Annotated in this window: 19 protein-coding genes, 1 tRNA gene and 1 pseudogene; 10 read left to right on the top strand and 11 right to left on the bottom strand. The window is 46.3% G+C overall.

Annotated features, from left to right (window positions below; genetic code table 11):
- Window positions 1–20 precede the first annotated feature (20 nt).
- From ACZND6_RS08780 to ACZND6_RS08770, 3 genes are all read right to left on the bottom strand, one after another.
- Window positions 21–974: a DUF3150 domain-containing protein gene (locus tag ACZND6_RS08780; protein WP_489524572.1), complete on the bottom strand. Its 954-nt coding sequence runs from the start codon at window positions 972–974 to the stop codon at window positions 21–23.
- A gap of 135 nt (window positions 975–1,109) precedes the next feature.
- Window positions 1,110–2,132: an AAA family ATPase gene (locus tag ACZND6_RS08775; RefSeq protein ID WP_300874876.1), complete on the bottom strand. Its 1,023-nt coding sequence runs from the start codon at window positions 2,130–2,132 to the stop codon at window positions 1,110–1,112.
- An 84-nt stretch (window positions 2,133–2,216) separates the two neighbouring features.
- The gene (locus tag ACZND6_RS08770; protein WP_293738199.1) at window positions 2,217–3,242 is read right to left on the bottom strand and encodes a DUF7146 domain-containing protein; all 1,026 of its coding nucleotides are present in this window, start codon (window positions 3,240–3,242) and stop codon (window positions 2,217–2,219) included.
- A 538-nt stretch (window positions 3,243–3,780) separates the two neighbouring features.
- Between ACZND6_RS08770 and ACZND6_RS08765 the strand changes: the two genes are divergently transcribed.
- Both ACZND6_RS08765 and ACZND6_RS08760 read left to right on the top strand, forming a co-directional pair.
- Window positions 3,781–4,365: a rubrerythrin family protein gene (locus ACZND6_RS08765; protein ID WP_293738201.1), complete on the top strand. Its 585-nt coding sequence runs from the start codon at window positions 3,781–3,783 to the stop codon at window positions 4,363–4,365.
- Window positions 4,366–4,616: 251 nt separating this feature from the next.
- A complete protein-coding gene (locus tag ACZND6_RS08760) occupies window positions 4,617–6,527 on the top strand; it encodes an esterase/lipase family protein (protein ID WP_489524571.1) in 1,911 nt (636 codons plus the stop codon).
- A gap of 146 nt (window positions 6,528–6,673) precedes the next feature.
- On the opposite strand, the gene ACZND6_RS08755 is transcribed toward ACZND6_RS08760, so the two are convergent.
- From ACZND6_RS08755 to ACZND6_RS08735, 5 genes and pseudogenes are all read right to left on the bottom strand, one after another.
- Window positions 6,674–7,894: an ATP-binding protein gene (locus tag ACZND6_RS08755; protein ID WP_293738203.1), complete on the bottom strand. Its 1,221-nt coding sequence runs from the start codon at window positions 7,892–7,894 to the stop codon at window positions 6,674–6,676.
- 290 nt (window positions 7,895–8,184) lie between these two features.
- Window positions 8,185–8,260: transfer RNA gene (locus tag ACZND6_RS08750), tRNA-Glu, on the bottom strand.
- Window positions 8,261–8,432: 172 nt separating this feature from the next.
- The gene (locus ACZND6_RS08745) at window positions 8,433–9,143 is read right to left on the bottom strand and encodes a LysR substrate-binding domain-containing protein (RefSeq protein WP_293738205.1); all 711 of its coding nucleotides are present in this window, start codon (window positions 9,141–9,143) and stop codon (window positions 8,433–8,435) included.
- Window positions 9,144–9,146: 3 nt separating this feature from the next.
- A pseudogene (locus ACZND6_RS08740) lies at window positions 9,147–9,317 on the bottom strand (helix-turn-helix domain-containing protein); the annotation flags it as partial.
- Between the two features lie 56 nt (window positions 9,318–9,373).
- A complete protein-coding gene (locus tag ACZND6_RS08735) occupies window positions 9,374–10,930 on the bottom strand; it encodes an FAD-dependent oxidoreductase (protein ID WP_300874863.1) in 1,557 nt (518 codons plus the stop codon).
- Window positions 10,931–11,211: 281 nt separating this feature from the next.
- Here ACZND6_RS08735 and ACZND6_RS08730 point away from each other — a divergent pair, with 281 nt between their 5' ends.
- From ACZND6_RS08730 to mtgA, 3 genes are all read left to right on the top strand, one after another.
- Window positions 11,212–12,063, top strand: coding sequence for an NAD(P)H-dependent oxidoreductase (locus ACZND6_RS08730; RefSeq protein WP_370747919.1), 852 nt, complete (start codon window positions 11,212–11,214; stop codon window positions 12,061–12,063).
- Between the two features lie 183 nt (window positions 12,064–12,246).
- On the top strand, window positions 12,247–12,975 hold the full coding sequence (locus tag ACZND6_RS08725; RefSeq protein WP_489524570.1) for a hypothetical protein: 729 nt from the start codon (window positions 12,247–12,249) through the stop codon (window positions 12,973–12,975).
- Window positions 12,976–13,007: 32 nt separating this feature from the next.
- Window positions 13,008–13,721, top strand: a complete 714-nt coding sequence (gene mtgA, locus ACZND6_RS08720; protein ID WP_370747923.1) for a monofunctional biosynthetic peptidoglycan transglycosylase — start codon at window positions 13,008–13,010, stop codon at window positions 13,719–13,721.
- Window positions 13,722–13,761: 40 nt separating this feature from the next.
- Here the strand turns inward: mtgA and ACZND6_RS08715 are convergent, their stop codons facing one another.
- Window positions 13,762–14,655 (bottom strand): formate dehydrogenase accessory protein FdhE, encoded by an 894-nt coding sequence (locus tag ACZND6_RS08715; protein WP_008811173.1) that lies wholly within the window; start codon window positions 14,653–14,655, stop codon window positions 13,762–13,764.
- Window positions 14,656–14,826: 171 nt separating this feature from the next.
- On the opposite strand from ACZND6_RS08715, the gene ACZND6_RS08710 reads away from it, so the two are divergent.
- Together ACZND6_RS08710 and ACZND6_RS08705 are read left to right on the top strand one after the other, a co-directional pair.
- Entirely contained in the window at window positions 14,827–15,417 is a 591-nt protein-coding gene (locus ACZND6_RS08710) for a thioredoxin fold domain-containing protein (RefSeq protein ID WP_370747925.1), read from the top strand.
- A gap of 137 nt (window positions 15,418–15,554) precedes the next feature.
- Window positions 15,555–15,752, top strand: a complete 198-nt coding sequence (locus tag ACZND6_RS08705) for a type II toxin-antitoxin system RelB/DinJ family antitoxin (RefSeq protein WP_278661336.1) — start codon at window positions 15,555–15,557, stop codon at window positions 15,750–15,752.
- 103 nt (window positions 15,753–15,855) lie between these two features.
- Here ACZND6_RS08705 and ACZND6_RS08700 read toward each other — a convergent pair whose 3' ends face one another.
- Window positions 15,856–16,617: a basic amino acid ABC transporter substrate-binding protein gene (locus tag ACZND6_RS08700; RefSeq protein ID WP_008811171.1), complete on the bottom strand. Its 762-nt coding sequence runs from the start codon at window positions 16,615–16,617 to the stop codon at window positions 15,856–15,858.
- A 259-nt stretch (window positions 16,618–16,876) separates the two neighbouring features.
- On the opposite strand from ACZND6_RS08700, the gene ACZND6_RS08695 reads away from it, so the two are divergent.
- On the top strand, window positions 16,877–18,490 hold the full coding sequence (locus ACZND6_RS08695; RefSeq protein WP_418572466.1) for a bifunctional metallophosphatase/5'-nucleotidase: 1,614 nt from the start codon (window positions 16,877–16,879) through the stop codon (window positions 18,488–18,490).
- An 85-nt stretch (window positions 18,491–18,575) separates the two neighbouring features.
- Here ACZND6_RS08695 and ACZND6_RS08690 read toward each other — a convergent pair whose 3' ends face one another.
- Window positions 18,576–19,850 carry a M48 family metalloprotease gene (locus ACZND6_RS08690; RefSeq protein ID WP_489524569.1) on the bottom strand — a complete coding sequence of 425 codons (1,275 nt, stop codon included), beginning with the start codon at window positions 19,848–19,850 and terminating at the stop codon, window positions 18,576–18,578.
- A 321-nt stretch (window positions 19,851–20,171) separates the two neighbouring features.
- Between ACZND6_RS08690 and ACZND6_RS08685 the strand changes: the two genes are divergently transcribed.
- Both ACZND6_RS08685 and ACZND6_RS08680 read left to right on the top strand, forming a co-directional pair.
- The gene (locus ACZND6_RS08685; RefSeq protein WP_141555130.1) at window positions 20,172–20,465 is read left to right on the top strand and encodes an AbrB/MazE/SpoVT family DNA-binding domain-containing protein; all 294 of its coding nucleotides are present in this window, start codon (window positions 20,172–20,174) and stop codon (window positions 20,463–20,465) included.
- Window positions 20,429–20,614, top strand: a complete 186-nt coding sequence (locus tag ACZND6_RS08680) for a helix-turn-helix transcriptional regulator (RefSeq protein ID WP_008811168.1) — start codon at window positions 20,429–20,431, stop codon at window positions 20,612–20,614. Before ACZND6_RS08685 ends, ACZND6_RS08680 begins: the two co-directional genes overlap by 37 nt.
- Window positions 20,615–21,392: the final 778 nt, after the last annotated feature.

Below are 21,392 nucleotides of genomic sequence, written 5' to 3'. Positions count from 1 at the left end.
GACACTGAACAGGAAGTCGGTTAACCAAAAGGAAAAAGCGACCGGCCGCGGGCAATCATGCCTGCCGCTCCGGTAAGCACCTCTCGCCTTTCCTCAACTGAAGGAACGGATACGAGAGACTCTGCCTCTTCCGTCGTGTTCTGCTCATAAGAAGCACCTGCTTGCGCAAATGCTTCCCGAGCTTTATCCAAACACTCAACAAAAAGCTTTTTGCTTCGGTACCAGACATGGGTCCGGCTGCCTTCGGCAAGCGCTTCTTCCAGTGCAGCGGAAGCAAGAGCAAATCGAGTTTGAGAACAGCTCCATGAACGTACCCGTTCATAAAGCGTCCTAGCCCGACACACAATCGCTTCCGTGACGTTGGCCGTCTCAAGCGCCCCGCAGATGAGATCGGTCTCATCGGCAAAACGCTCGGCCAACCCGTCAAGAAAAGCATCCTTTGAGCTTCGTTTGCCCGTACCGTGCGCGGCCAGAACAAACGCATCAAACTCAAAGCTGATCCGGCGCAGAACAAAATTCGTCGGAGGAAAAACGGCTTCTTTCGAACAACCCGGAGGAATGATGCCTTCGAGCCTCTGAGCAAGAATGTCTTCATAGGCCGGCGCAAAAACTTCATCGCGCCATCTGCAAAACTCTTTTCTCCAGACACTCAGGGCTCGTTCCGCAACGGCAGCATCCTGCCTTCGCATCACGAAACCGTTGAGATAAGGTTCTCCCATCTCCTGACACAAAGCCTTGGCTCGCGCTCTGAAGTCAAGAAAAGGTTTCAGCATCACGCCCGGAATAATCCTTCGGCGTTTCATAAACTCCGCGCCTTCCTCAATCGAGGTCTGCTCGGTTGTCGTCCCGCTCCAGACACTGATCTGAAAACAAATCAGCACCAGATCGGAATCTTCCGTTTTGCCTTCTTTCTTTTCGGTTGATAAACAACCGCTGTCTTGCCAAAAACCGCGGTTACCAAACAAATCAGCCATAGGGCCTCCTTAAATAAAAAAGAGAGCCCTTATGGCCCGTCATCCGAGGGCTTAAAGGCCCTCGAAAAACGATGGGTTGAGATGACCGAAATCATCTCTGGAGTAAAGAACGATCGGTCCGTTAGAAAACTGCGCTTAGGCAATGTGCTTGCCGATATCGCCGATTTCTAATTCGACCAATTTTTCGACCGCTAATGCGCCGGCATCTTCCAAACAGTCCGTCAGTGCGATTTTCATCGCCCGCCTCAATGCAGCTCGAGGCTCATTCTTCATCGCCGGAGATCGGTAGCTCAGAAGAAGCAAGTCTCTGAACCGCAGCAAGACTCGGGTCGAAATCGTTGCTTCCGCAACGGCTCCGTCCTCCGTCTGACGGCAGTAAGCCTGACGAACTCGGTCCGCCGCCCTCCTCAGACGCACGGAAAATTCTTTCCGCCATTCTTCAAAGGACATGCCTCGGACTTCAAGCTCCGGAGTTGTCGCTTCTAATAAAGAAACTTCAGCCTCCTCGCCCATGTAGTCCATGCGCATTTTCCAAAAGCGGTCGAGCACTGCCGGATCCTGACTAAAGCGTCCCACATAGCGTGAGCCGTAATCTTCCGTCAGTCCCCGCAGATTGTCAGTCATGACAATGCGGGTTCTCGGATGCGGATGAATCACTTCTCCGGTCTCCGGGATATAAAGCGGAGAACCTTCCAAGAGTTCATTGACCGACAGCCAAAGATCCGGCGGCGCTGCCGACATCTCATTAACAAGAAACACACAGCCGTGCCGCCAAGCCCGCGTGAGCGGACCGTCGGCAAAGCGCATGCTTTTATCCTTGTCAATGACGTAGCCGCCGATGAGATCCGTACGGTCCAAGCGGGCGCGCGCAGTAATCGAAATCACCGGCGCGTTCACTCGGGCACAGTACTGGTTCACAAAACTGGTTTTACCGGAACCGTGCGGGCCGCTGATAAACAGCGGCTCACCCGAACCGATTTCAAACCAGGCGCTCATGATCGACAAAGCGTCCTTCTCAAAAACATAGGAAGGATCCAAGCGAGGAATCAGGCACCGGAGTTCCGGTTCAATATCCTCTAATCGGTATCCTAAAAGCGATCCGTCCTGCATAAATCCGAAAGATTCCAGCGAAACGAATTCGTTTAATACCTGTGACATACAAAGCTCCATATAAAAAACGGAGCCTCGTACTCCCTGCGGGGGCACAAAGGCCCCGCAGGGTTAAGTAAAAAACGATGCACTCTATGTTTTTGTCAAACAAACCTGTGCACCGAGGCTTGTTTGGTTTTGAGCCATGAGGACGTCGTTCCAGTCTGAACCCGATTGCTCGGGCAGACGCACTTCGACCTCAATGTCGGGATGCCGCTGTTTGATTTCAGCGGCGCCCGCATAAGCCTCCCTTTGACCGATAAAGTTCTTGTCCGAGTCACCGAAAATGATGATTCTGCGGACCGACTTCGGCGGTACAAAGTTGCGGAAATTAAATGCGGCAACCACGGACCACACCGGAACCCCGAAAAGTTCCGACGCAGACAGTGCCGTCTCAATTCCCTCGGCTAATCCCAGCACGCCGGATTCGTCCGTTTCGGCCAGACGAACGGCGCACCCCGAGAGCTCTTTGCCGAGTACTTTCTTTACCGCCTTAACGGGAGCCTTTCGGCCCTTGTCCAGATAAGTGCGGTGAAGACTGACTCGGTCTCCTTCAGAGTTAACGATCTCGGCCACAAGTCCTTCATAGAAGGAGTGATCCCATGACCGTCCGTCCTCGGAAGGCTGCGCATAACGCAGACGATTCGAGGCACGGAGCGCCGCCGGAAAACACTTTTTCAAGCCTCGGCTTCGAAGATAGGCGTATGCACTATCTGTCTCGCCCAAGGCATGAGAAGCAGCCCATACTTCTTCTACCGGAGAAGACTGCTCTTGTGTTTTCGTGACTCTGTAGGTTTTCTCTTCGTGAATCGGAAGATTGAGAAAGCGGGCCATAAAACGCAGAGCGTCAACGTAACCGAAATTCTTGATTTTCATCAGAAGATCGACTCCGCTGTGGTAACCGCAGTGACGGCAGAAACTGTCGCCTTTCCCAAACTTGTCGGTATAAGAGAAACGGTCTACTCCCGCGCACCATGGACATTCCAGGTTCTTGGTTTTGAAGATCGTTTCATCCGCACCGGCGGACAGAAGAATACTTTTGTAGTGGCCTTGAGCACGAGAAAGAATGGTATTCACCGTGCTTTGGCTGATACGAAGTTTGTGGGTAGTAAGTTCCATCGGATGTTTCCTTTTAAAGAAAATTCGACGTCCCGCTCTGTCCCCGAATTTTGGCGAACACGGCGGTTCGCCAAAAAAAGAGAGATATTTGAAGGGTGGTAAATCCTTCTGGACAAGTTCCGAACAAGTCGGAATAACGTGTCTTGCCTTAATCCACGGGCTTATGAAGCAGCCACACATTCAACGCGCCACTATACGGAGATTTTTGTCTTTTCATATGGGCGTTTACCACTAATTTTCTTTATTTTCCATCCCCTCTTCCCGCTAAAAATCCCCTTTCTTTGACAATTTTCGATTATTTAATTTTATTTATCTGAATTTAAAAGAATTTTTTAATTCAAATAAACCTTGTCCAACAGTCTTCGATTCGTTGATCTCTTCACTAAATTGTGAGCATTTGATTCAAAATTCTTGTTCTAACCTTACTTGATCGATTTACTTAATTTGAGACGCCATGGGCCGTTCATGCTTCTTTTACAGTTAAAGTAACGCTATTCATTAGGGTTTCTTCTAACCCACCATAAATGAGGATATAGAAATGGCTGAAACAAAAAGCGTTGCAGGTACACAGACTGAGAAGAACCTTGCAACTTCTTATTTGAATGAATCCCAATCCTACGCTCGGTACACTTTCTATGCACAGAAAGCCGTGAAAGAAAGCTACTTCCCGATCGGATATGCATTTAACGAAACAGCCGCGAACGAACTCCGTCATGCCAAGATCTTTTTGAACTTCTTGCCCGGCGGAAAGCTGGTTGCCGAAGTTCCGACTGATTCTGTAGCTATTGGCTCCACCGAAGATAATCTTAAGATCTCCATCGACGAAGAAAGATACGAAGGCGTTAAGGCTTATCAGGCTTACGCCGAAGTCGCAGACAAGGAAGGCTTCCCTGTCATCGCCTCTCACTTCAGAGCAATCGCTCAGATCGAACAGCACCACCTGGATCGTTTCCAGACCTATCTTGACCAGCTTCAGAAGGGAACCATCTGGAAAAGAGAAAAACCGATTCTTTGGCAGTGTCTGGTTTGCGGTTATATCTATGAAGGTACAGAACCTCCTGTTAAATGCCCTGCCTGCGATCATCCGTATCAGCATTACATCGGCTTGGACATTTACCAGTAATTGGCAAAAAAGTTTGAACTTTCAAAGTTCATAAGTCCTGAATAGCTTGAAGAAACGGCACCTGTTTTGCGGCGGGCGCCGTTTAATTTTGCCTTATTTCTAGGTTTTCCACTCTCCGGGCTGCTCGTTTCTTTCTAACATCCATTGTAAAAACAATGACGCTTTGACTTCGCAATCATCGATGTATCAGAATTTGTTCTTCTGTCTGTGCTTCGGCTCTGATTATTATTCTCTGTTAATCCTAAACTCTGATGAAAACCATCTTTGCCCTCCTCCTGCCTATTCTTCTTCTGTCCGGCTGCGCATCCGTGACGGTCTCTAACATTAACAGTGAGGAGTATCTGGTTCAGCGCCGCGGCGACGTCATCTCTCAGGGCCGGTTGAGCGACCCGACTAACACGGTTCTCACTGCGTTAGGTCTTACGGACTGCGAAAACAGAATGCAGTACTGTATTAATTCGGTCGGCGAAAGCTCTGTCACCGACAATGAGTCCAAAATTTCTGCATTAGCGGAAATGTGGCTCTTCAAAGCAATGCGCGCGCAAAAGGATGCTCAGGTCCTCAAAGATGCAGGCGAATTTCAAGATGAGCAAAAACTCAACGCCGAACTGCTTAACGACTACATTCAGACGGCCAAATATTCTTATGCCTATCTGTTTTTCTCCGGTAGAAAAATCAGTGACCGCGCCTTAGAAGATCGGCAAACGCAGGTGAAGGACTACTACAACTTTGCGGTACAAAACGTTATCGAACAGCTCTATCGAACAAACAAGGGCAAGGCTCTGACGGATTTTCCTGTTCGCGAAGGCAAATGGAACATCTATATCAAAAATCCTGAACAACTACCGGAACACGCTGAAACGGTTAAAGAGTTGATTCCGGACACCGTCCTTTCTTTTAAGGGGCTTAAAAATCAATACTCAGCTGACGGGCTCGGGGCTCGAATGGTGCTCTCCACTGAGGGACCTGCCAAAGAAAAAGATCAACCCTGGCGGCTTATGCCTTATTTCTCGGTAACGGCAATGATTTCATTTCCCGGAAAATCGTTGAATCAAATTCTTGCCGCTGACGATGTTGTTGTCTCAACGTACGATCCGTCTTTTGTACAGAGCGTCAAGATCGGAAAAACCGTCGTTCCTTTGTCGGCCAATTTCAGCGGAGCCTATGGTCTTTGGCTCGCCAACTCCGACTTCGCCTCTAACGCACTCAGCACGATTTTCGGACGCGGAAATATCATCGATAAGCCTACCGTTTATCTGATGCGTCCTTACCGCAAGGACCTTAGGACTATTATCCTCATTCACGGCTTAGCCAGCAGTCCGGAAGCATGGGTCAATACGGCCAATGAAATTATGGGAGACAAACTCCTACGAGATAATTACCAGATTTGGCAGGTCTACTATCCGACAAACGTTCCGCTCCTAATCAATCGCCAAGAGATTGCGGAGGCAATCAATCGGACCATTGACCATTTCGATCCCTCACGCACAAATCAGGCGAGTAAAAACATCACGCTTATCGGTCATAGTATGGGAGGAATCCTCACGAGTCTCCTTGTGTCGGATTCAGGCAACACGATTATCAATGCACTTGAGCAAAAGTATCCTCAAGCCTCCGACAAAATTAACCAAATGGATCCGAAATTCAAGAGCATCCTTCGGTTCAAACCTCTCCAAGGGGTAACAACCGCAATATTTTTAGCGTCTCCTCATCAAGGAACACCGTACGCTGACGCAAGCTGGGCGAGATATCTTGCATCTTTTGTCAAGCTGCCGCTCTCAATCGTGAACAAGCTCGGCGAAATGACGCTGATGATATTCGGTCAGGACTTACCGAGAGAAATTAACATGACCGGCGTGGACAACTTGTCCGCTAAGGATCCTACGATTCGAGTTTTGGCCAAACTTCCGATTTCACGAAATGTGACGTACTACTCGATCATCGGACGAGAAAATGCCGACGGTCCGCTTGAAGAGTCCTCTGACGGGATCGTTCCCTATTGGAGTTCTCATCTTGAAGGAGCGGCCAGTGAGAAAGTCATCGTCTCCAGTCATTCCGTCCAGGAAACTCCTGAAGCCATCATTGAACTAAGAAAAATTCTGAGAAATCAACTCGTTGACCAAAGCTCTTCAAAACACACAAAAGCCTTGATGGCAAATTGATGCTAGAAACTTTTCCTACAACGGCGTGATCAAGATCGAGACAGAGTTGTACGTCCTAGTAACAAGTCATCGGAGAGAAAAGAATGTTTTTTCTCTCCGATGAATGCCGTGGCAACGACATCTGTAAATGTGGAATCCGGGAAATTTTAGAACTTTGCTATCGGTTCGGCCAAGAAATCCACAAGATTTCTTATCTTGATACCTTCAACATCTCCTGCCATCAAGTCAGATAGCGTGAGAACAAGTTTGGGGTAGTTGTCTTTGATCTGCCTGAGCGGTGCAATTTCTCGCTCTAAATTTTCCGGCGTTAATTGGTAGCAGACCTGAACGTAGAAAACGGCCCCATCCTTTGAGGCTACAAAATCCACTTCTAATGTTCCTGTTTTTCCTACTGAAACGCTAAATCCCTTTTGTCTCAGATTCAGGTAAACAAGGTTTTCTAAGATGCCGGCGATATCCGACGGCCGATATCCGAGAACAGAATTTCTGATGCCTACGTCAGCGGCATAGATTTTTTCTTGTGTCTCTAAATACTTCCTGCCTTTTAGGTCAAAGCGTTTCACGCGTTCGATGACAAAAGCATTCTCCAAGTAGTCGAGATAGTTGTAGATCGTTTCAACGCCTAATTTTCGGCCTTGACTCTTCAGGAAATCAGAGATGTTTTTCGCAGAAAAAGTACTACCGACGTTATCAAAAATGAATTGGATGATTCGATTCAATAGTTCACTATCGCGGATGTTATTTCGAGAAACGACGTCTTTCAGCAGAACGGAATTGAAAACATCGCTCAGATACTGAGATGTTGCCCTAGGAGATGCTTGGAGCTCATGAAGTCCAGGCAACCCGCCGAACCTAAGAAAGGCATCGAAGGATTTATGAATGTCCTCGCCACTACTTTTTCTGAATTCTAAAAACTCGTCAAAGGATAGCGGAAACATTTGGATTTCCACATAGCGGCCTGCTAAAAGTGTCGCCAATTCTCCTGAGAGAAGTCTTGCATTCGAGCCGGTCAGAACAATCTCGCAGTCACAATCGACGCGCAAAGCATTGACAGCCTTCTCCCACTCTTTAACGTTCTGAATCTCGTCAAAAAGCAAATACACCTTTGTTCCGGCTTGAGAAGAGATTCCGCAGACATAATCATAGAGGGCCTGATATTCCGTAAGGTTTGCGTACTTGAGAGATTCAAAATTGATATAGACAATATTCTTTTCCTCGATTTTCTTTTCATTAACCAGCCAATTTCTGTAGAGGTTGAGCAAGGAACTCTTTCCGGAACGTCTCATTCCTGTGATTGCGCGGATCAGTTCCGAACCGTGAAAAGATATGAGCTGGTTAAGATAGCGATGTCGAGGAAATATCTTCATAATTCTTCTATAAAAGGAAGTTTGTCAATTAGTTATATATGTTTCTTTTATAAAAGAAACTTTTATGATTATATTGTAGAAGTTCTTGTATAAAAGAATTTTTTATTGGGCTAGAATCCCCAAATACTCCACTTTCCCAACTCTTTGGCGCCCCCGCGAATTGTGAACAGTCCTTGATTGGAAAAGTTTCAAACTTGCTAATAAACGAAATTAATCGCTGTCTCAAATGGACCTAAGCCCGCGACAATATGAACTTTAGATTGGGGAGTTTAAATAAAGAAGTGGGATACTGGCGTCCCCAATGGGATTCGAACCCATGTTCTGACCTTGAGAGGGTCATGTCCTAGGCCTCTAGACGATAGGGACTTCGTAGAAATGTGACGAAAGTATACACCGAAAAAGCAGCAGTCAGATGTGGGATTTCTTCGCTTTCTGCGCGTCCTCGATCTCTTTACTGGCAGGAATTTCGCCTGGAATCTCTTTCTACAACTACAAGAAATTGCTATCTGCTTAAATAATAAGAAAATCTAGGAGAAACTCAGTTCCAGTCGACCATTTTCAATATCTCTGACAAAACGTCTCGGCAGTCTCTGTAAAAAGGTTCTTTCAGCAAATCTTTTCGATACGACAGCTCTACTTGGTCCTGAGTTGCGTTGAATGGAATCCGACAATAGGCCAGCGAAGGAAAAGTTTGAACAAGGATTTTGGCAAAAAACAGGGGAACAAGTGCTATTCGCTCCGTTCCTAATATATAGCGCTCTACTCCGCTGTAATGTGTTGTGATAGCAACAAGCTTACGTTTCCTGTTTCCTCGGCGAAGGATCTCATCTGAAACCCCTTCTGCCCCTCCGAAATGAACCGCAACATGTTCACGCTCTAAATATTCTTCAAGTGATAACGGCTTTTTTAAGCCGTCCTTTCCGCAATAAAGGCAGACATCCTGATGCAAACCAAAGCCTTCTCTAGCAACCTGAGAACTGTGGGTTCCGCCTCCAGTAATACAGAAATCTGCCTTTCTTTCCTGAAGCGTTTTTTCTGCCAGCATCGTATTGGTTTGACGAAAAATCACCAAAACCCCTGGCAAAACCTTTCTAAAACCTTCGACAATCCTAGGCCCCACAAAAAATTCAAAGTCATCCGAACATGCGATCGTGAGTTTCTTCGGACCCCTAACCACAGATTGGTTTAGAACACTTTGGAAACTATTAAATGCCTTCGCGACATCGGGATAAAGCTTTTCCGCTTTCACGGTCGGAACTAACTTGTGGCCGTCCGTAATGAATAAGGGATCTGAAAAATGTTCTCGGAGTATCTGAAGCTTTCTGCTTACCGAGGGCTGAGAGAGATCTAACTTTCTAGCCGCTTTTGACAAGCTTCGAAAATTGTAGAGTTCTATAAAAACCTGCAGAAGGTTGAGATCCATAAACTAAAAGGAGCATCAGCGTTAAACCGTGCTCCTTTCCCTTTGAGTTAATGAACTTAGTTAAGTGCTTGTACGGCCTTTTCAGCAGCGAGTCTACCAGAGGTCAAAGCAAAGGAAGATGTTGCGCCTTCTACCTTCAGGTCATCCGTACTTTCAAACAAACCGCCCATGTCCGCACCGACGACATAAAGATTCGGGATCACATCGCCTTGAGCGTTCAAAGCCTGGAAATCTTTATTAATTCTGACGCCGCCTAATGTCAGGAAGTAAGTTCTGATGCCTTTGAGGGCAAAGTACGGGCCCTTGTTCAGATCGAAACTTTCTAGATACTCGGGTTTTCGTCCGAAGTCCGGATCTTTCTTGTTGGCAGCATACTCATTGAGCTGCTTCATGGTCTTCTTGAGGTTTTCTGCGGGAACACCGATCTGAAGAGCCAAATCGTCTATTGTGTCAGCCTTAAAAGCCCAACCGTTCTTCATACCGACTTCAAATGTCTTCGGCAGTTCGGTTAACTTTGTGCCGATAGGAACAATCGCATTGAACGGAATTAAGGCACCTTCATTGATAAGTCGATCATATTTTTTCTGGTCCAAGATCGTGTACATCAAACCGCCGGCTTGAGTCATTGCCGCATACACATCAGTAAACAAGGAACCTCTTGATTCGTTGTAGAAACGTTCTCCGTTGCGATCGACCCAAAGCCACGGCTGAACGAGTGCGCAGCGGCCGTGCTTGAGATAAGTGTCACCGTTAAATTGGTTAATAAGCGGTTCGTGAGGAAGATAAGGAGCATTCCCGACAACATTTTCCATCCCGGCCATGGCTGCACCGACTTTAACAGCCATATTGATACCGTCGCCTGTTCTGCCGTCACCGGCTGCGCTGCGCAAACGAATCGGCTCAGAGACGGAAAGATCAGAAGAGTCAGTAACGTACTTTTCGATCATGCCTTTATTCGCTGCAAAACCGCCTGTAGCTAATATGACTTTCTTTGCGTTGATGATGTACTTTTCTCCGGTCTTGCTGTTGACGGCCTCAATTCCGACAACTTTGCCGTCTTTCGTAATCAGTTTTTGAGCTGGTGTCTGCATCAGAATTTGGCCGCCTTGTGCTTTGATCTGGTCACTCAATTTAGAAATAACCGTTGAAGCACCGCCTTTGAATAAATGCCAGCAGTTATAAGATTCTCCCTGAGGCCACAAGGTGCGAATGCCACGAATCTCAACTCCTTTATCAACCACCCAGTCAATGGTCTCACCCGACTTGCCGATAAGCTGACGGATAACTGCGGGATTCGTACGATAGTGGTTGAAATCGAGGAAACGATCAATATTCTTTTGGATATCCCACGTAATGCCGTGTTCTTTCTGATATTTTGTGCCTAATCCAAGAGATCCTTCCGGAAAGTTACCTGCACCTCCTAAAATTGCGGTTTTCTCAAGAAGCACAGGTTTTTTACCGAGTTCAACAGCCTTTGCGGCGGCCGCTACTCCGCTCAACCCGCCCCCGACAATCACAATCTCGGTATCGACAACCTGAGTTGCAAAGCTAATAGAAGAAAGTGATGCAAAAGCCAAAATAGAAACAAATGTTTTTAATTTGAAGGATTTCATAAAAATCTCCTTGGAAAGAATTATTGATATTTTGGCTTTTGATTCTTTAAATTTTTAAATATCTGTTATTTGAAAATTGAGTGAAAAGTGATCACAGATTCGGGTTAAAACCAATTCCAAAAATAATTTTGTGTATTCAAAATATTCTTTGTTTTCATTTGAAGATCAGGCTAGGTCTTGCGCATCTCCGTGCAAGTTCCTTCAACGTTCGCCGTCGTCGTGATCACTAATCATCGCTGCGGATGTTGAAGATAAATCGTTCGCAGTGTCACGGAGGCTATATGAAACTCAATCTTCTTCTCGCTGTACTTCTTTCTTCCCTTTCCGTCGCTTGTTATGCAGCAGATGCTGTCAGCGGAGCAACGCCTAATCATGCCGCACCCGGCTCTCAAATCAAGAACGTGGATGCTGTGACTTCTGCTTCTATCGTGCCTCAGAAATTGAGGATCCCGGCCAAAGCCACAGGCTTTACAAACAGCAAAGCAAAGAAGGTACTTTTTGTTGTCGGTGATCCGCGCTTTGACCAATCATTAGAAGGTTTCTTGGTCAACACCGCCGCGAACTTCTTCCTCAAGAAAGGCTATGAAGTAGAGATCAGAGACCTCTACAAGATCAAGTTCAATCCGGTCATCACGCCGGAAAACTTCTACCACGCCAAAGACGGCTTCGGTCAAACCCCGGACGATATCAAGCCCGAACAAGCTCTTGTCTCTAAAGCCGATTACATTATTTTCTGCTATCCGAACTGGCACGACAGTCCGAATGCAATCACCAAAGGCTACATGGAGCGCGTATTTTCTAAGAAATTTGCTTATCAGGACACGCCAAAAGGCTTGGAAGGACTTCTCAAAGGAAAAGGCATCTACACCATTATGAATGCCGGATGGCTTGGCGGCGGCCAAGGCAATGTCGGTGACGGAATCGGAAAACTTGATGCTGTGTGGGACAAATATCTCGGTGCCTATAAAGTTGTTGATGACGACACCGCTGGTTTTTGGGGCGCTAAGAATCTTGGAAGGTTCGTAAACGATCAAAGCCCGAGCAACCTTGATCCGCAATACAAAGAAAAACTTCAAAAACTTGCCAATGTCCTAGATGCTCGACTTGAACGAGACTTCTTTCAAAACAACTAATTAAGTTTCTTATCTACTCCAAGAGTCAAAACTTTCGAGCCGGCCAACTGCCGGCTCAACTTTCTCAAACAAAGAGAACTTATTAAGGAAAGGAGGCTCAGTATCTCTTCCTTCACCAAAAGCCTCTTCTAAAGACCCTGAATACTCCTTTAGTAAAATGAGAACTCATCTTCAGGAGAACACATGTTCACGATCAATAAATCTTTCATCATCGATTTTGATGAAACAGCAATTGATAAGCATGCGGTACCTGCGTCTTCGGTTGCTCAGTCTCTCCTCTCATTACTTGCTCTTCTCCAATCGATATCAAAACAGCTTTATGGCAACCAGGTTGTAGCCGAAGTAAAAATTATGAGCGGATCGCACCTCGGCTCCTTCTTTGTTGATCTTTCCATTGAGAACCCGGACGATGATCCTTCAAACACCGGCGCCACTCCGGTCTTAAAGAAGATTTCAGTTATCGAAGTACTCAAAGATCTTATTCGTCTTAACAAATTCGTTTTCGGAAAGTCTGCCAAACCGAAAGACCAACATCCTGAGGAAATCAGGATCTCGGTTAAAGCCGACAATGCAGTGAATGCCAATGCTGATCTAAGTTCGCAAATAGATTGCGTTCTAAAAGACACAACCTCAGAAGTTCTTCTGACTGTCGTCTCACCGATGCTTAATGGCAATAGAACAGGCTGGCGCTTCAGTGAAGGAGATGGCAGCTCGGAATTTTCAGCAGACGTTATAGATGACGAATTTCTCCAGACAGTAAAAACGGATAAGATTTCATGGACTAACGGAACTTGTTTATTGGCTTTCGTAAGAAGTTTGCAGGTCAAAACAAACGACGGCTTCAAAACGAAACGTACCGTCCTGAAGATCAAAGAAGTAATTAAGCCATTATCATCTTCATTGTCTAGGTAATATTCCTTTGTAATTTCTTGCTGGAAGCTCTGGTGTCTGATAACTCTAAAAGTAAAAAGCGTTCATGGACCGCTAAATTAATCCTTTGCGCCCTGCTCGCTTTCTTTTTATTCGAGCTTCAGTATGTCGGCCGAATCATCCTCTTCGACTTCGTTAATCCTTCTTCTAGTCCCTACATCCGTACAGAACAAGAAAGATTGTTGGAAGAAGGCAAGCATCCGGTTCTGTATCAATGGGTCGACTACGATCAAATTTCTCCGTATTTGATTCGGGCCGTCGTGGCCGCGGAAGATGCGGATTTCATGCACCACAACGGACTTCGTTGGGACGCCATTAAAACGGCCGCAGAAAGAAACCTGCTCTCGGATAAGCGCGCCCCCGGCGGATCGACCTTGACTCAGCAGACTGTCAAAAACCTCTTTCTGTCCCACGACAGAAGCTACTTCAGAAAAGCACAGGAAATCATCCTGACGCCGATCGTTGAAGCCATCTGGGACAAGAAAAGAATCCTTGAGATCTATTTAAATATCGCCGAATTCGGCAACGGAATCTTCGGAGCACAAGCCGCTTCCCGTTATTACTTCAATAAGAACGCGGCAAACCTTTCTCGCGCTGAAGCCATCCGCTTGGCCTCGATCTTGATTAACCCGAAGAAATATCAGTTTGTGAAGTCCGCACCACTCATCAATCGACGCGTCAACCGAATCTCTCACGACCTGAACTTGGTCCAAATTCCGCAGAGATGAAAAAAGCGGCCGAAGCCGCTCTCAAGAACAAGGTTCTCTCTTACTGCTTGTTTTCGTTTTCCAACGAATCTTCGTACATGCTGAGAATCACACCGGTTGTGATCAGCTCAATGTCATAGTCCATCGGACCTTTCAGTGCGTCCTGGAAAACCGTAGCCATGGCGCCGCCGCAGTCTTCGCACACATGCATACGGTGCGCCGGATCTTCGTCGGCATAGACGTACTTCAGCTTGTTGCTGTTGGTATTGCCGCACAGTGCGCAGCGAATGCGCTCAAACGGCCACTGAGTTCCGCAGCAGGAGCAGAAAAGATAACGGTTGTTGGAAGTACCCTCCGTACCTTCGGTGACGGAAGAAATCGCTGCCGGAGCACCGCAGGTCGGGCAGCCCAAAGGAGCATCGCCGGATTTGGCTTCGTCGACTTTGGAGAGCTCGTGCGTCATGTCTTCGCCGAGATTACGGAAATATCTGCGAAGAACGTTCAGCAGAAGACCGGCGATAACAGCCATCATGTCTTCATCGGCTTCTTCGCCTAAAACTTCTTTCGTGGCGACTTCGTAGAAGGCTGTCGGGTCTTCACCGGCAAGTTTGATCGTTGCATCGGTGAGCTTGTTCCAATCGAGAGCTTTCAGCTTGGCAACCTGTTCATCAACATTGATGACGCCCTTTTCAATAAAAGCGTCTTGAAGCTTCTGAAGATCCTTTCTGAATTCGGCAGGAATAATTTGAAGCGGGCGCAGCGTCAGGTACGGAGTTTTGCTCTTGATTGCCTTTTGAGCTGTCTCGGTATCAAAATTATCTTCTACGTCTGCAATCTCAAGCTCGTCTCTGACGTCATACATAGAATTGGCGTAATCCGTCAATCCTTTCCAATCAACGCCGTCATCACGTTTCAGATATCCTGCAATTGCAGCCTGTCTCGAACTCTTTGTCATGTTTTTCCCAATAATTCAATCAGATGGTGACGCTCAATTCTAATTCAACGAATCTAATTTCACCTTCGGTTATTCGGACTAGTACTTTTGTCTAATCTTAAGTTTCTCAAAATCAAACCGTATTAGAGTGGCAGTAGTATCCGCTTTTTTTCAAATAAGGACCTCAATTTCATGCAATCAATTGTTTCCCGCAGAAAGATCCTCATCGCTTCCTTAGGCGCTTCCGCCGTCGGCTTAACAAGAACTGCTCAGGCCGCACCCGCAAATGTACCCTCCATTTGGGACGGAAAGAAAATGTATGACTCTTTCCTTAGAGACGGTACCGGCTTCAGCTTCCCGCACAAACCCAACGCTCCTGTCGCCGTTGTCGCTTTCGATACACAGTGCCCGGACTGCATACGTTTGTTTACCCGTATTAAGCCCTTGCTCAATGATGTTGATGTGATTTTCTACCCGATTTCATTCATGAACATCCATTCCGAACCGCAGGGAACGACAATCCTGATGTCTAAGGATCCGGCTAAGACTTTTGAAGAACAGCATGAACACTTCAAAGATCCGGACTTCCGCGGAATCCGTTACGACGTCTCCAAGCTTCCTGAAGATCTGAGAAACAAAGTCTGGACAAACACAAAACTGCACAGACGCTCCGGCTGCCGTGCCGTCCCCTACGGTGTCTTCAAGAACAGCAAAGGTGAGTACGTTCCTTTTGATGAGAACCTCACGACCGAAGAACTGAAGAAAGTCTTCGAACTGAACTAACAATTCTCGAGCCTCCTGACGGAGGCTCTAATTTTTTCCGAGCTCAAGACTCAGAGTTCATGCCCGAATAACTTGTCCGTTGCGGATGAGCCAAATACACCGAATCTTTATTCCGTCGTTTAATATTTTTCTTGTATATGCTTTGCAATGACATGGGGCTGTCAATGACTGCTGCTTTTACTATCTTCGCTAAAACTGTCACTCGCGAAAAGCGGATTCCTTTTGAAGTCTCAGCGGATCCTTTCTATTCCGAAAGCAATCTGAAGCACTTGCAACGCGTAGCCGCCGAATTAAATGCCGGGAAGAGCGTCGAGCACGAGATTATTGAAGATTAAACTTGATCTAAGTCTCGACTACTTCCTTGACTTCACAAAAAAAATGGCTCGGATCTTCTCCAGACCCGGGCCAATTTCTATTGATTAAGAAGTAGCTTCGAACTTAATTTTCTTCGCCGAACCACTTCTTGTAAATTCTTTGGAACTCACCGCTCTTCTTAAGAGAAGCAAGAGCCTTGTTGATTTGAGCAACCAGCTCTTTATTGCCTTTAGTCACGGCAATACCGTATTCTTCGGCTTCCATCTTCGGACCGACCAAACGGCCCTTATTGCCGCCTTGAGCAACGTAGTACGCCACAACTGGGAAGTCCTGAATCACAGCGTCAACGCCGCCGTTTTGGAATTCCAAGAAAGTCTCGGCAGCATTAGCAAAAGTGACCACTTTTGCGCCGGGAACTTTTTCCGCTCTGAACATGCCAGTTGTACCGACCTGAGCACCGATCTTTTTGCCTTCCAGATCTTTAATGGATTTGGTCGTTGTATCAGACGACGGAACCATGATGATCAGACCGGAGGTGTAGTACGGATCGGAGAAGTCAACGAACTTTTTACGCTTTTCGTTAATCGTCATGCCGGCGATTACGGCATCCACAATACCGGTGCGCAGTGCCGGAACAGTCGCGTCAAAACCCATGTTCTGAACCACGACCTTGTATCCGAGTTCTTTACCGATCGCACGGATCAGATCCATATCGAAACCCGTGAAATTCTTACCGTCTTCGGCCAAAAACTCGAACGGAGCAAAGCTCGAATCCGTACCGACAAGGAGGACGCCGTCTTCAATAGTCGGAGACTTCGCAAAAGAAGCCGAGACGGGCAGCATGCTTAAAGCGCAAAGGAACGCTAAAAGATTTCTTCTGAACATTGATAATTCCTATAACTAACGTGATGAGGTTATTGACAAAAAATAGTTTAGGAAATTTATCCTTACAAATTCCATTTTTGAAAAGTTTTTGTCATCATCCTGATGGATGATAAAAAGAACACGTCAGAAGGCTAATCCTAGGAAAATCTCTTAAAAATTGAGTTTGCTAAACTTCAGATACCGCTTTTTGGCACACTCCGTTCTTGCCTTCAGACTCATAATTGTCAGAACGTCATTAGATTTTCGTTATTCTCTTTCCATGTTGTCGCCTCGTCTTCCCTTCCATACTCGCTATATTTTTGCTTCCTTTGCCGCAGCCTCTTTAATTCTCATTTCCAGCTGCCAGTCAATACACGACAAAAAGGAAATAACCGTTGAAATCCTGCATACTAACGACATGCACTCGCACTTTGCAGGCAGTAAAAACGGAAGCGCCTGCATCACGGAAAGCTACTGCGAAGGCGGTTACGGCCGAGTTGCGGAATACGTAAAAGAAGTGAAGGAAAGAAACCCGAACGCCATCTTCTTGGACGCCGGCGACCAGTTCCAAGGCTCACTGTTGTATGTGAATTACCATTCGCCGTTGGTCGGCAAAATCACAAACAAGATGCAGTACGACTTCGCAACGTTCGGTAATCATGAATTCGACGAAGGCTGCAAAGCGCTGTCCGACTACGCCAAAAACGCGGATTTTCCTTTCTTGGCAGTTAACCTCAAACCGGCGCCGGGTTGCCCTTTGAGTAAAAACAATATCGCGCCTTTCACCGTCATTGATAGACCGGATGCAAAGATAGGAATTATCGGTTTAGCCAATCCGGATGTCGTGAACCAGTCGAAGGCTTGCAAAGACACAAAGTTTGTGAACCCCTTCAAGGCAGTCAAAGAATCCGTGAAGGCGCTTCAGACTCAGAAAGTAAATATCATCATTGTCTTGTCCCATCTCGGCTTACCTTTCGATGAGGAGTTAGCAAAAAACGTCAGCGGTGTGGATCTAATTGTCGGCGGCCACACGCATGATTACATTGGACCAGGCTCTCCTTTGGGCCCCTATCCAATCGTTGAGAGATCTCCGAGCGGCAAGCCGGTTCTCATCGTGACAACTTCCGGCGAAGCAAAATTCTTAGGTCATCTGGAAATGAACTTTAACAAGGAAGGCATACCGACAAGTTGGAACGGTGAACCTGTACGTTTAGGAAAAGCCGGCGACTCACCCGAAATCACAAAGATCATCAATCAGGCTGCAGAACCCGTCATCAAGAGAAATTCAACAGTCGTCGGAACCAATCTTGTCAAAATGAGAGACGGCCTGGATCCTTGCCGCGAAGGAGATTGTCTGTCCGCGATGGTCACCACAGACGCAATGCTGGATTACGCACGACCTAAAGGTGCAGTTGTTGCATTGATTAACGGAGGAAACTTCCGCGCCGCCCTTCCTGTCGGAAAAATCACTCAAGGCGACATCGACAACCTGCTCCCGTTCAAAGATAAGGTTCTGCTCAGAAAATACACAGGCAAACAGCTTTTCGAAGCCGTTGAACACGGAGTCTCAGACGTTGACGGGATCGGACCGAGAATGATTCAAGCGTCGGGATTGAGGTATAGCTATTGTCCGACTGCTCCGGTTGGCCATAGAGTAAGATCAGTTGAAGTGCAGGACAGGGATGGTAAATGGAACCCGCTGGATGACAATAAGGTTTATGTCGCGGCAGTTGGTGCATTTCTTGCTTCCGGCGGAGACGACCACAAAGCTCTGGCCGACGGCATCAAAATTTCGAATTCGGGGCCTCTCGTTGCCGATGCCCTGAAAGTTTATTTAAAGAAGAAGTCACCCATAAACCAACCTCCTGAACCGAGGATTTCAACGTTGAAGTAAACACCTGAGAACTCAAAACTGTGAAATTAAATGAGGCTGCAATGTCGTCAAACAAGCAGCCTCTCCTTCTATCTGAATTTCTCAACTACGCATTCGGCAGCCAAGAATCTCTTTGACGAGTGTGTCTCGGCGCCAAATGCTGAATATCCATGATTCGGTGCATGGAGTCTGTCCGCGTGCTGTTAAAGACGAGATACAACGGATCGAGCGTTACAGATCCTGCTTTATCAGAGGCAAACTTGGCAGTTCCGCTGATCATTGCATTCCAGTCCACAAGCTTCACAGAAGAACGTTCTGCGTTTTCTTCGGCTTTCCACAATAGAGCGTTTCTTAAAGGAATCAGCGGGAAGAGGAAGACATAAGCTGTGAGCGCGAAAAGAACCAATACAACACCATGTTTCTCATCAAAACCTGAGGAAACCCCAAGTCCTTGGAAGAACCAAGGTTTGGTGGAAAAGTAACTCAGCAAGCCAAAGAAGATAAAAGAGAGAATTAGGTACGGAAGGTAAGCTCTGAAGCCGATTTGGTATTTGTATTGACCGATTTCATTGGCAATCATCGCTTCAATCTCTGAAGGATTAAGCCGTTCAATAAGGCTTTCAGTCAAGACAACTTTCTTATTGGTTCCTAAGCCAGAGATAAATACACCGCTTCCTGAGCCGAGACGATCAGAATTCGCGACAAAGACACCCTTTGATTCAAAACCAACCTTACCTAAGAACTGGTCCAGCCTGCTCTTTAATTCTCCGTCACTCAAGGGATGAGCAGAGTAAGCGATGGATCGGCTGACCACCGAAGCGCCGATCACAAGAACGGCAGAAGCGACCCATGTAAGAATCCACCAATAAGAAGCTCCTACAGACCAGCAGGTGAGGACAGCTGATACTATTAAAACAAAGAAGACAATATTGCTAACTTTACTGCGGGTCGAACCGAAGTTTCTAAGAATCAAATATGAACTGTTCTTTTCGGAATTCTTGGCAATGGCAAAAAATAAACCGTTAATTACCAGGAACGCTAACCCAACACACAAGGCAAAAAGGATCTGTGTGAAAAGACCGTTCCCAAGTTGATTAGTCAGCAAGCTAGAAAACCAAGTAATGCCGCCGCCGAAGGTCAGCAGAAGCACTAAAACTAAATTTGAGAGATGCCGAATCTCGTTAACCTTATCTGCGTGCAGGCGAGCATCAGAAGCCGCTTTGTGGGCGTCAAGAGAAACAAGACCGGAAAACACATGCGGAACTTTATTCCGGTGCTCTCTTATGGATTTAGCCTCTCTCAAGTAAAGGTAAAAACCTAATGCGATATTCGCAAAGAGGAATATTAAAAACAAACTTTCAAAAATCAGTGCGTCATTCATCTTAATTGTAAAACCCTCTAGAAGAGCGCTTTGTCTTGGCTTGTAAGATAGCGGATGTAAATAAGAAGGGAATAGAAATCACACCAATCGGAGCAAGCTCATTTCACGCAACAATTTTTGAAGAGCTTGCCGCAACGTTTTGCTCCTACCATCTACTCGTCGAGCCTCTTGTTTTTCCGTGGCTCAGGAATTTTTCAAGCTCCTTCGACGCCAGAAGCTATCACGTTTGTTGGGAATCTCAATTTCCTCAAGATAAGTTCATAATGTTTAAGCGGCTCGGACCGCGCCTAACTTTCCTTTGTCTCAGACGCGGAAGAAAAGATGTCAACTTTGAAATTACGGCAAATCGGCGATACTGTAGTCCTGATTTTGCCTAAGACGCTCCTTGAGCAATTGAGTGCAAAATCCGGCGATTCCCTCAAATACAGCTTCGAGGACAGAAAACTTGTCATTAAGCCGAAAAGGAAGCTCAGAAGACTTCCAAAGTATGACTTGAGTGGGTTACTGCTTGAGCACAAACAAATCATGGTGCGTTTAGAGGCTGAATATCAAACAGTTAGTTATAGGAAATTTCGACAATGTCAATGTTCAATCCGCCTCATGCCGGAATGCTAATCAAAGATGTAATTGAAACTAAAGGAATCTCTGCAACTGAACTTCCTTGCGCCTTAAAACTCCAAGATTCAACCGTTGCAAAACTTCTGAATGGAGAACTCAACATTTCGGAAGAAATGGCACGCAGGATTGAAGAAGTCTTGACTTGAATATTGACGCTCAGCTTCTTCTCGACATTCAAAACGCACATAGTCTTTGGAGAACCAAAAATACGATTAACTTCCCTGAAAAGAATCTAGAACCTTAATCCTCTTAATGGCACCAAACGTTGCGATCAGATGAGAGAATGCCTGAATAAGACGACGGTCTCATTCAAATTGGCCATCCAAAGCCCTAGCGGAGTTTTCGAAGGATTCTCTAATGCAACTTGCTGTCCGAAACAACTTATGTTGAAAACCACACCGAGGAGTAAAACATGCTTTCCTACCCAACGGAGATTTCAAAAGACGGCGACTTCTTTCTCTTCGTTATTTTTACGGAGAGGAGCCTGTCACTCAAGGTAAAAAATATGAAGAAGCATTAGCCATGGCAGCTGACTGGCTTTTGTCGGTGGCAACTATAGCGAAGGAAAAACAAGATGAGCTCCAAAGCCTTCTATCGCCAAAAACGGAGAAGCTTTAATTGAAATACTTGAACTAGCCAAATCAAAATAGACCGGCTCGTTGCGCCGACCAGTCAATCGGTCCCCTGATGGGATCATAGCTCAGGTCCTGGTGCGGGACACAATCCTTCGCTCAAGACAATCAATCCTGCCAAACTGGCCTAAGACTCATTAGCTTTTCTCTTGCCGAAAGAATCTTGGGATCTTTTTCGCCTTCCTTCAACTGCCTGTACCCGGCGCATCTCAAGGAACAAGAATTTCCGTTTCGCGGAACAACTTTGATATGTTCCGAATATCGGTGCAGACCAGTCTTAAAAATTAGTTCT

Source organism: Parasutterella sp. (assembly GCF_057870745.1).
Note: the sequence above shows the minus strand (reverse complement) of the source record. Positions and strands in the feature narration are given on the sequence as shown.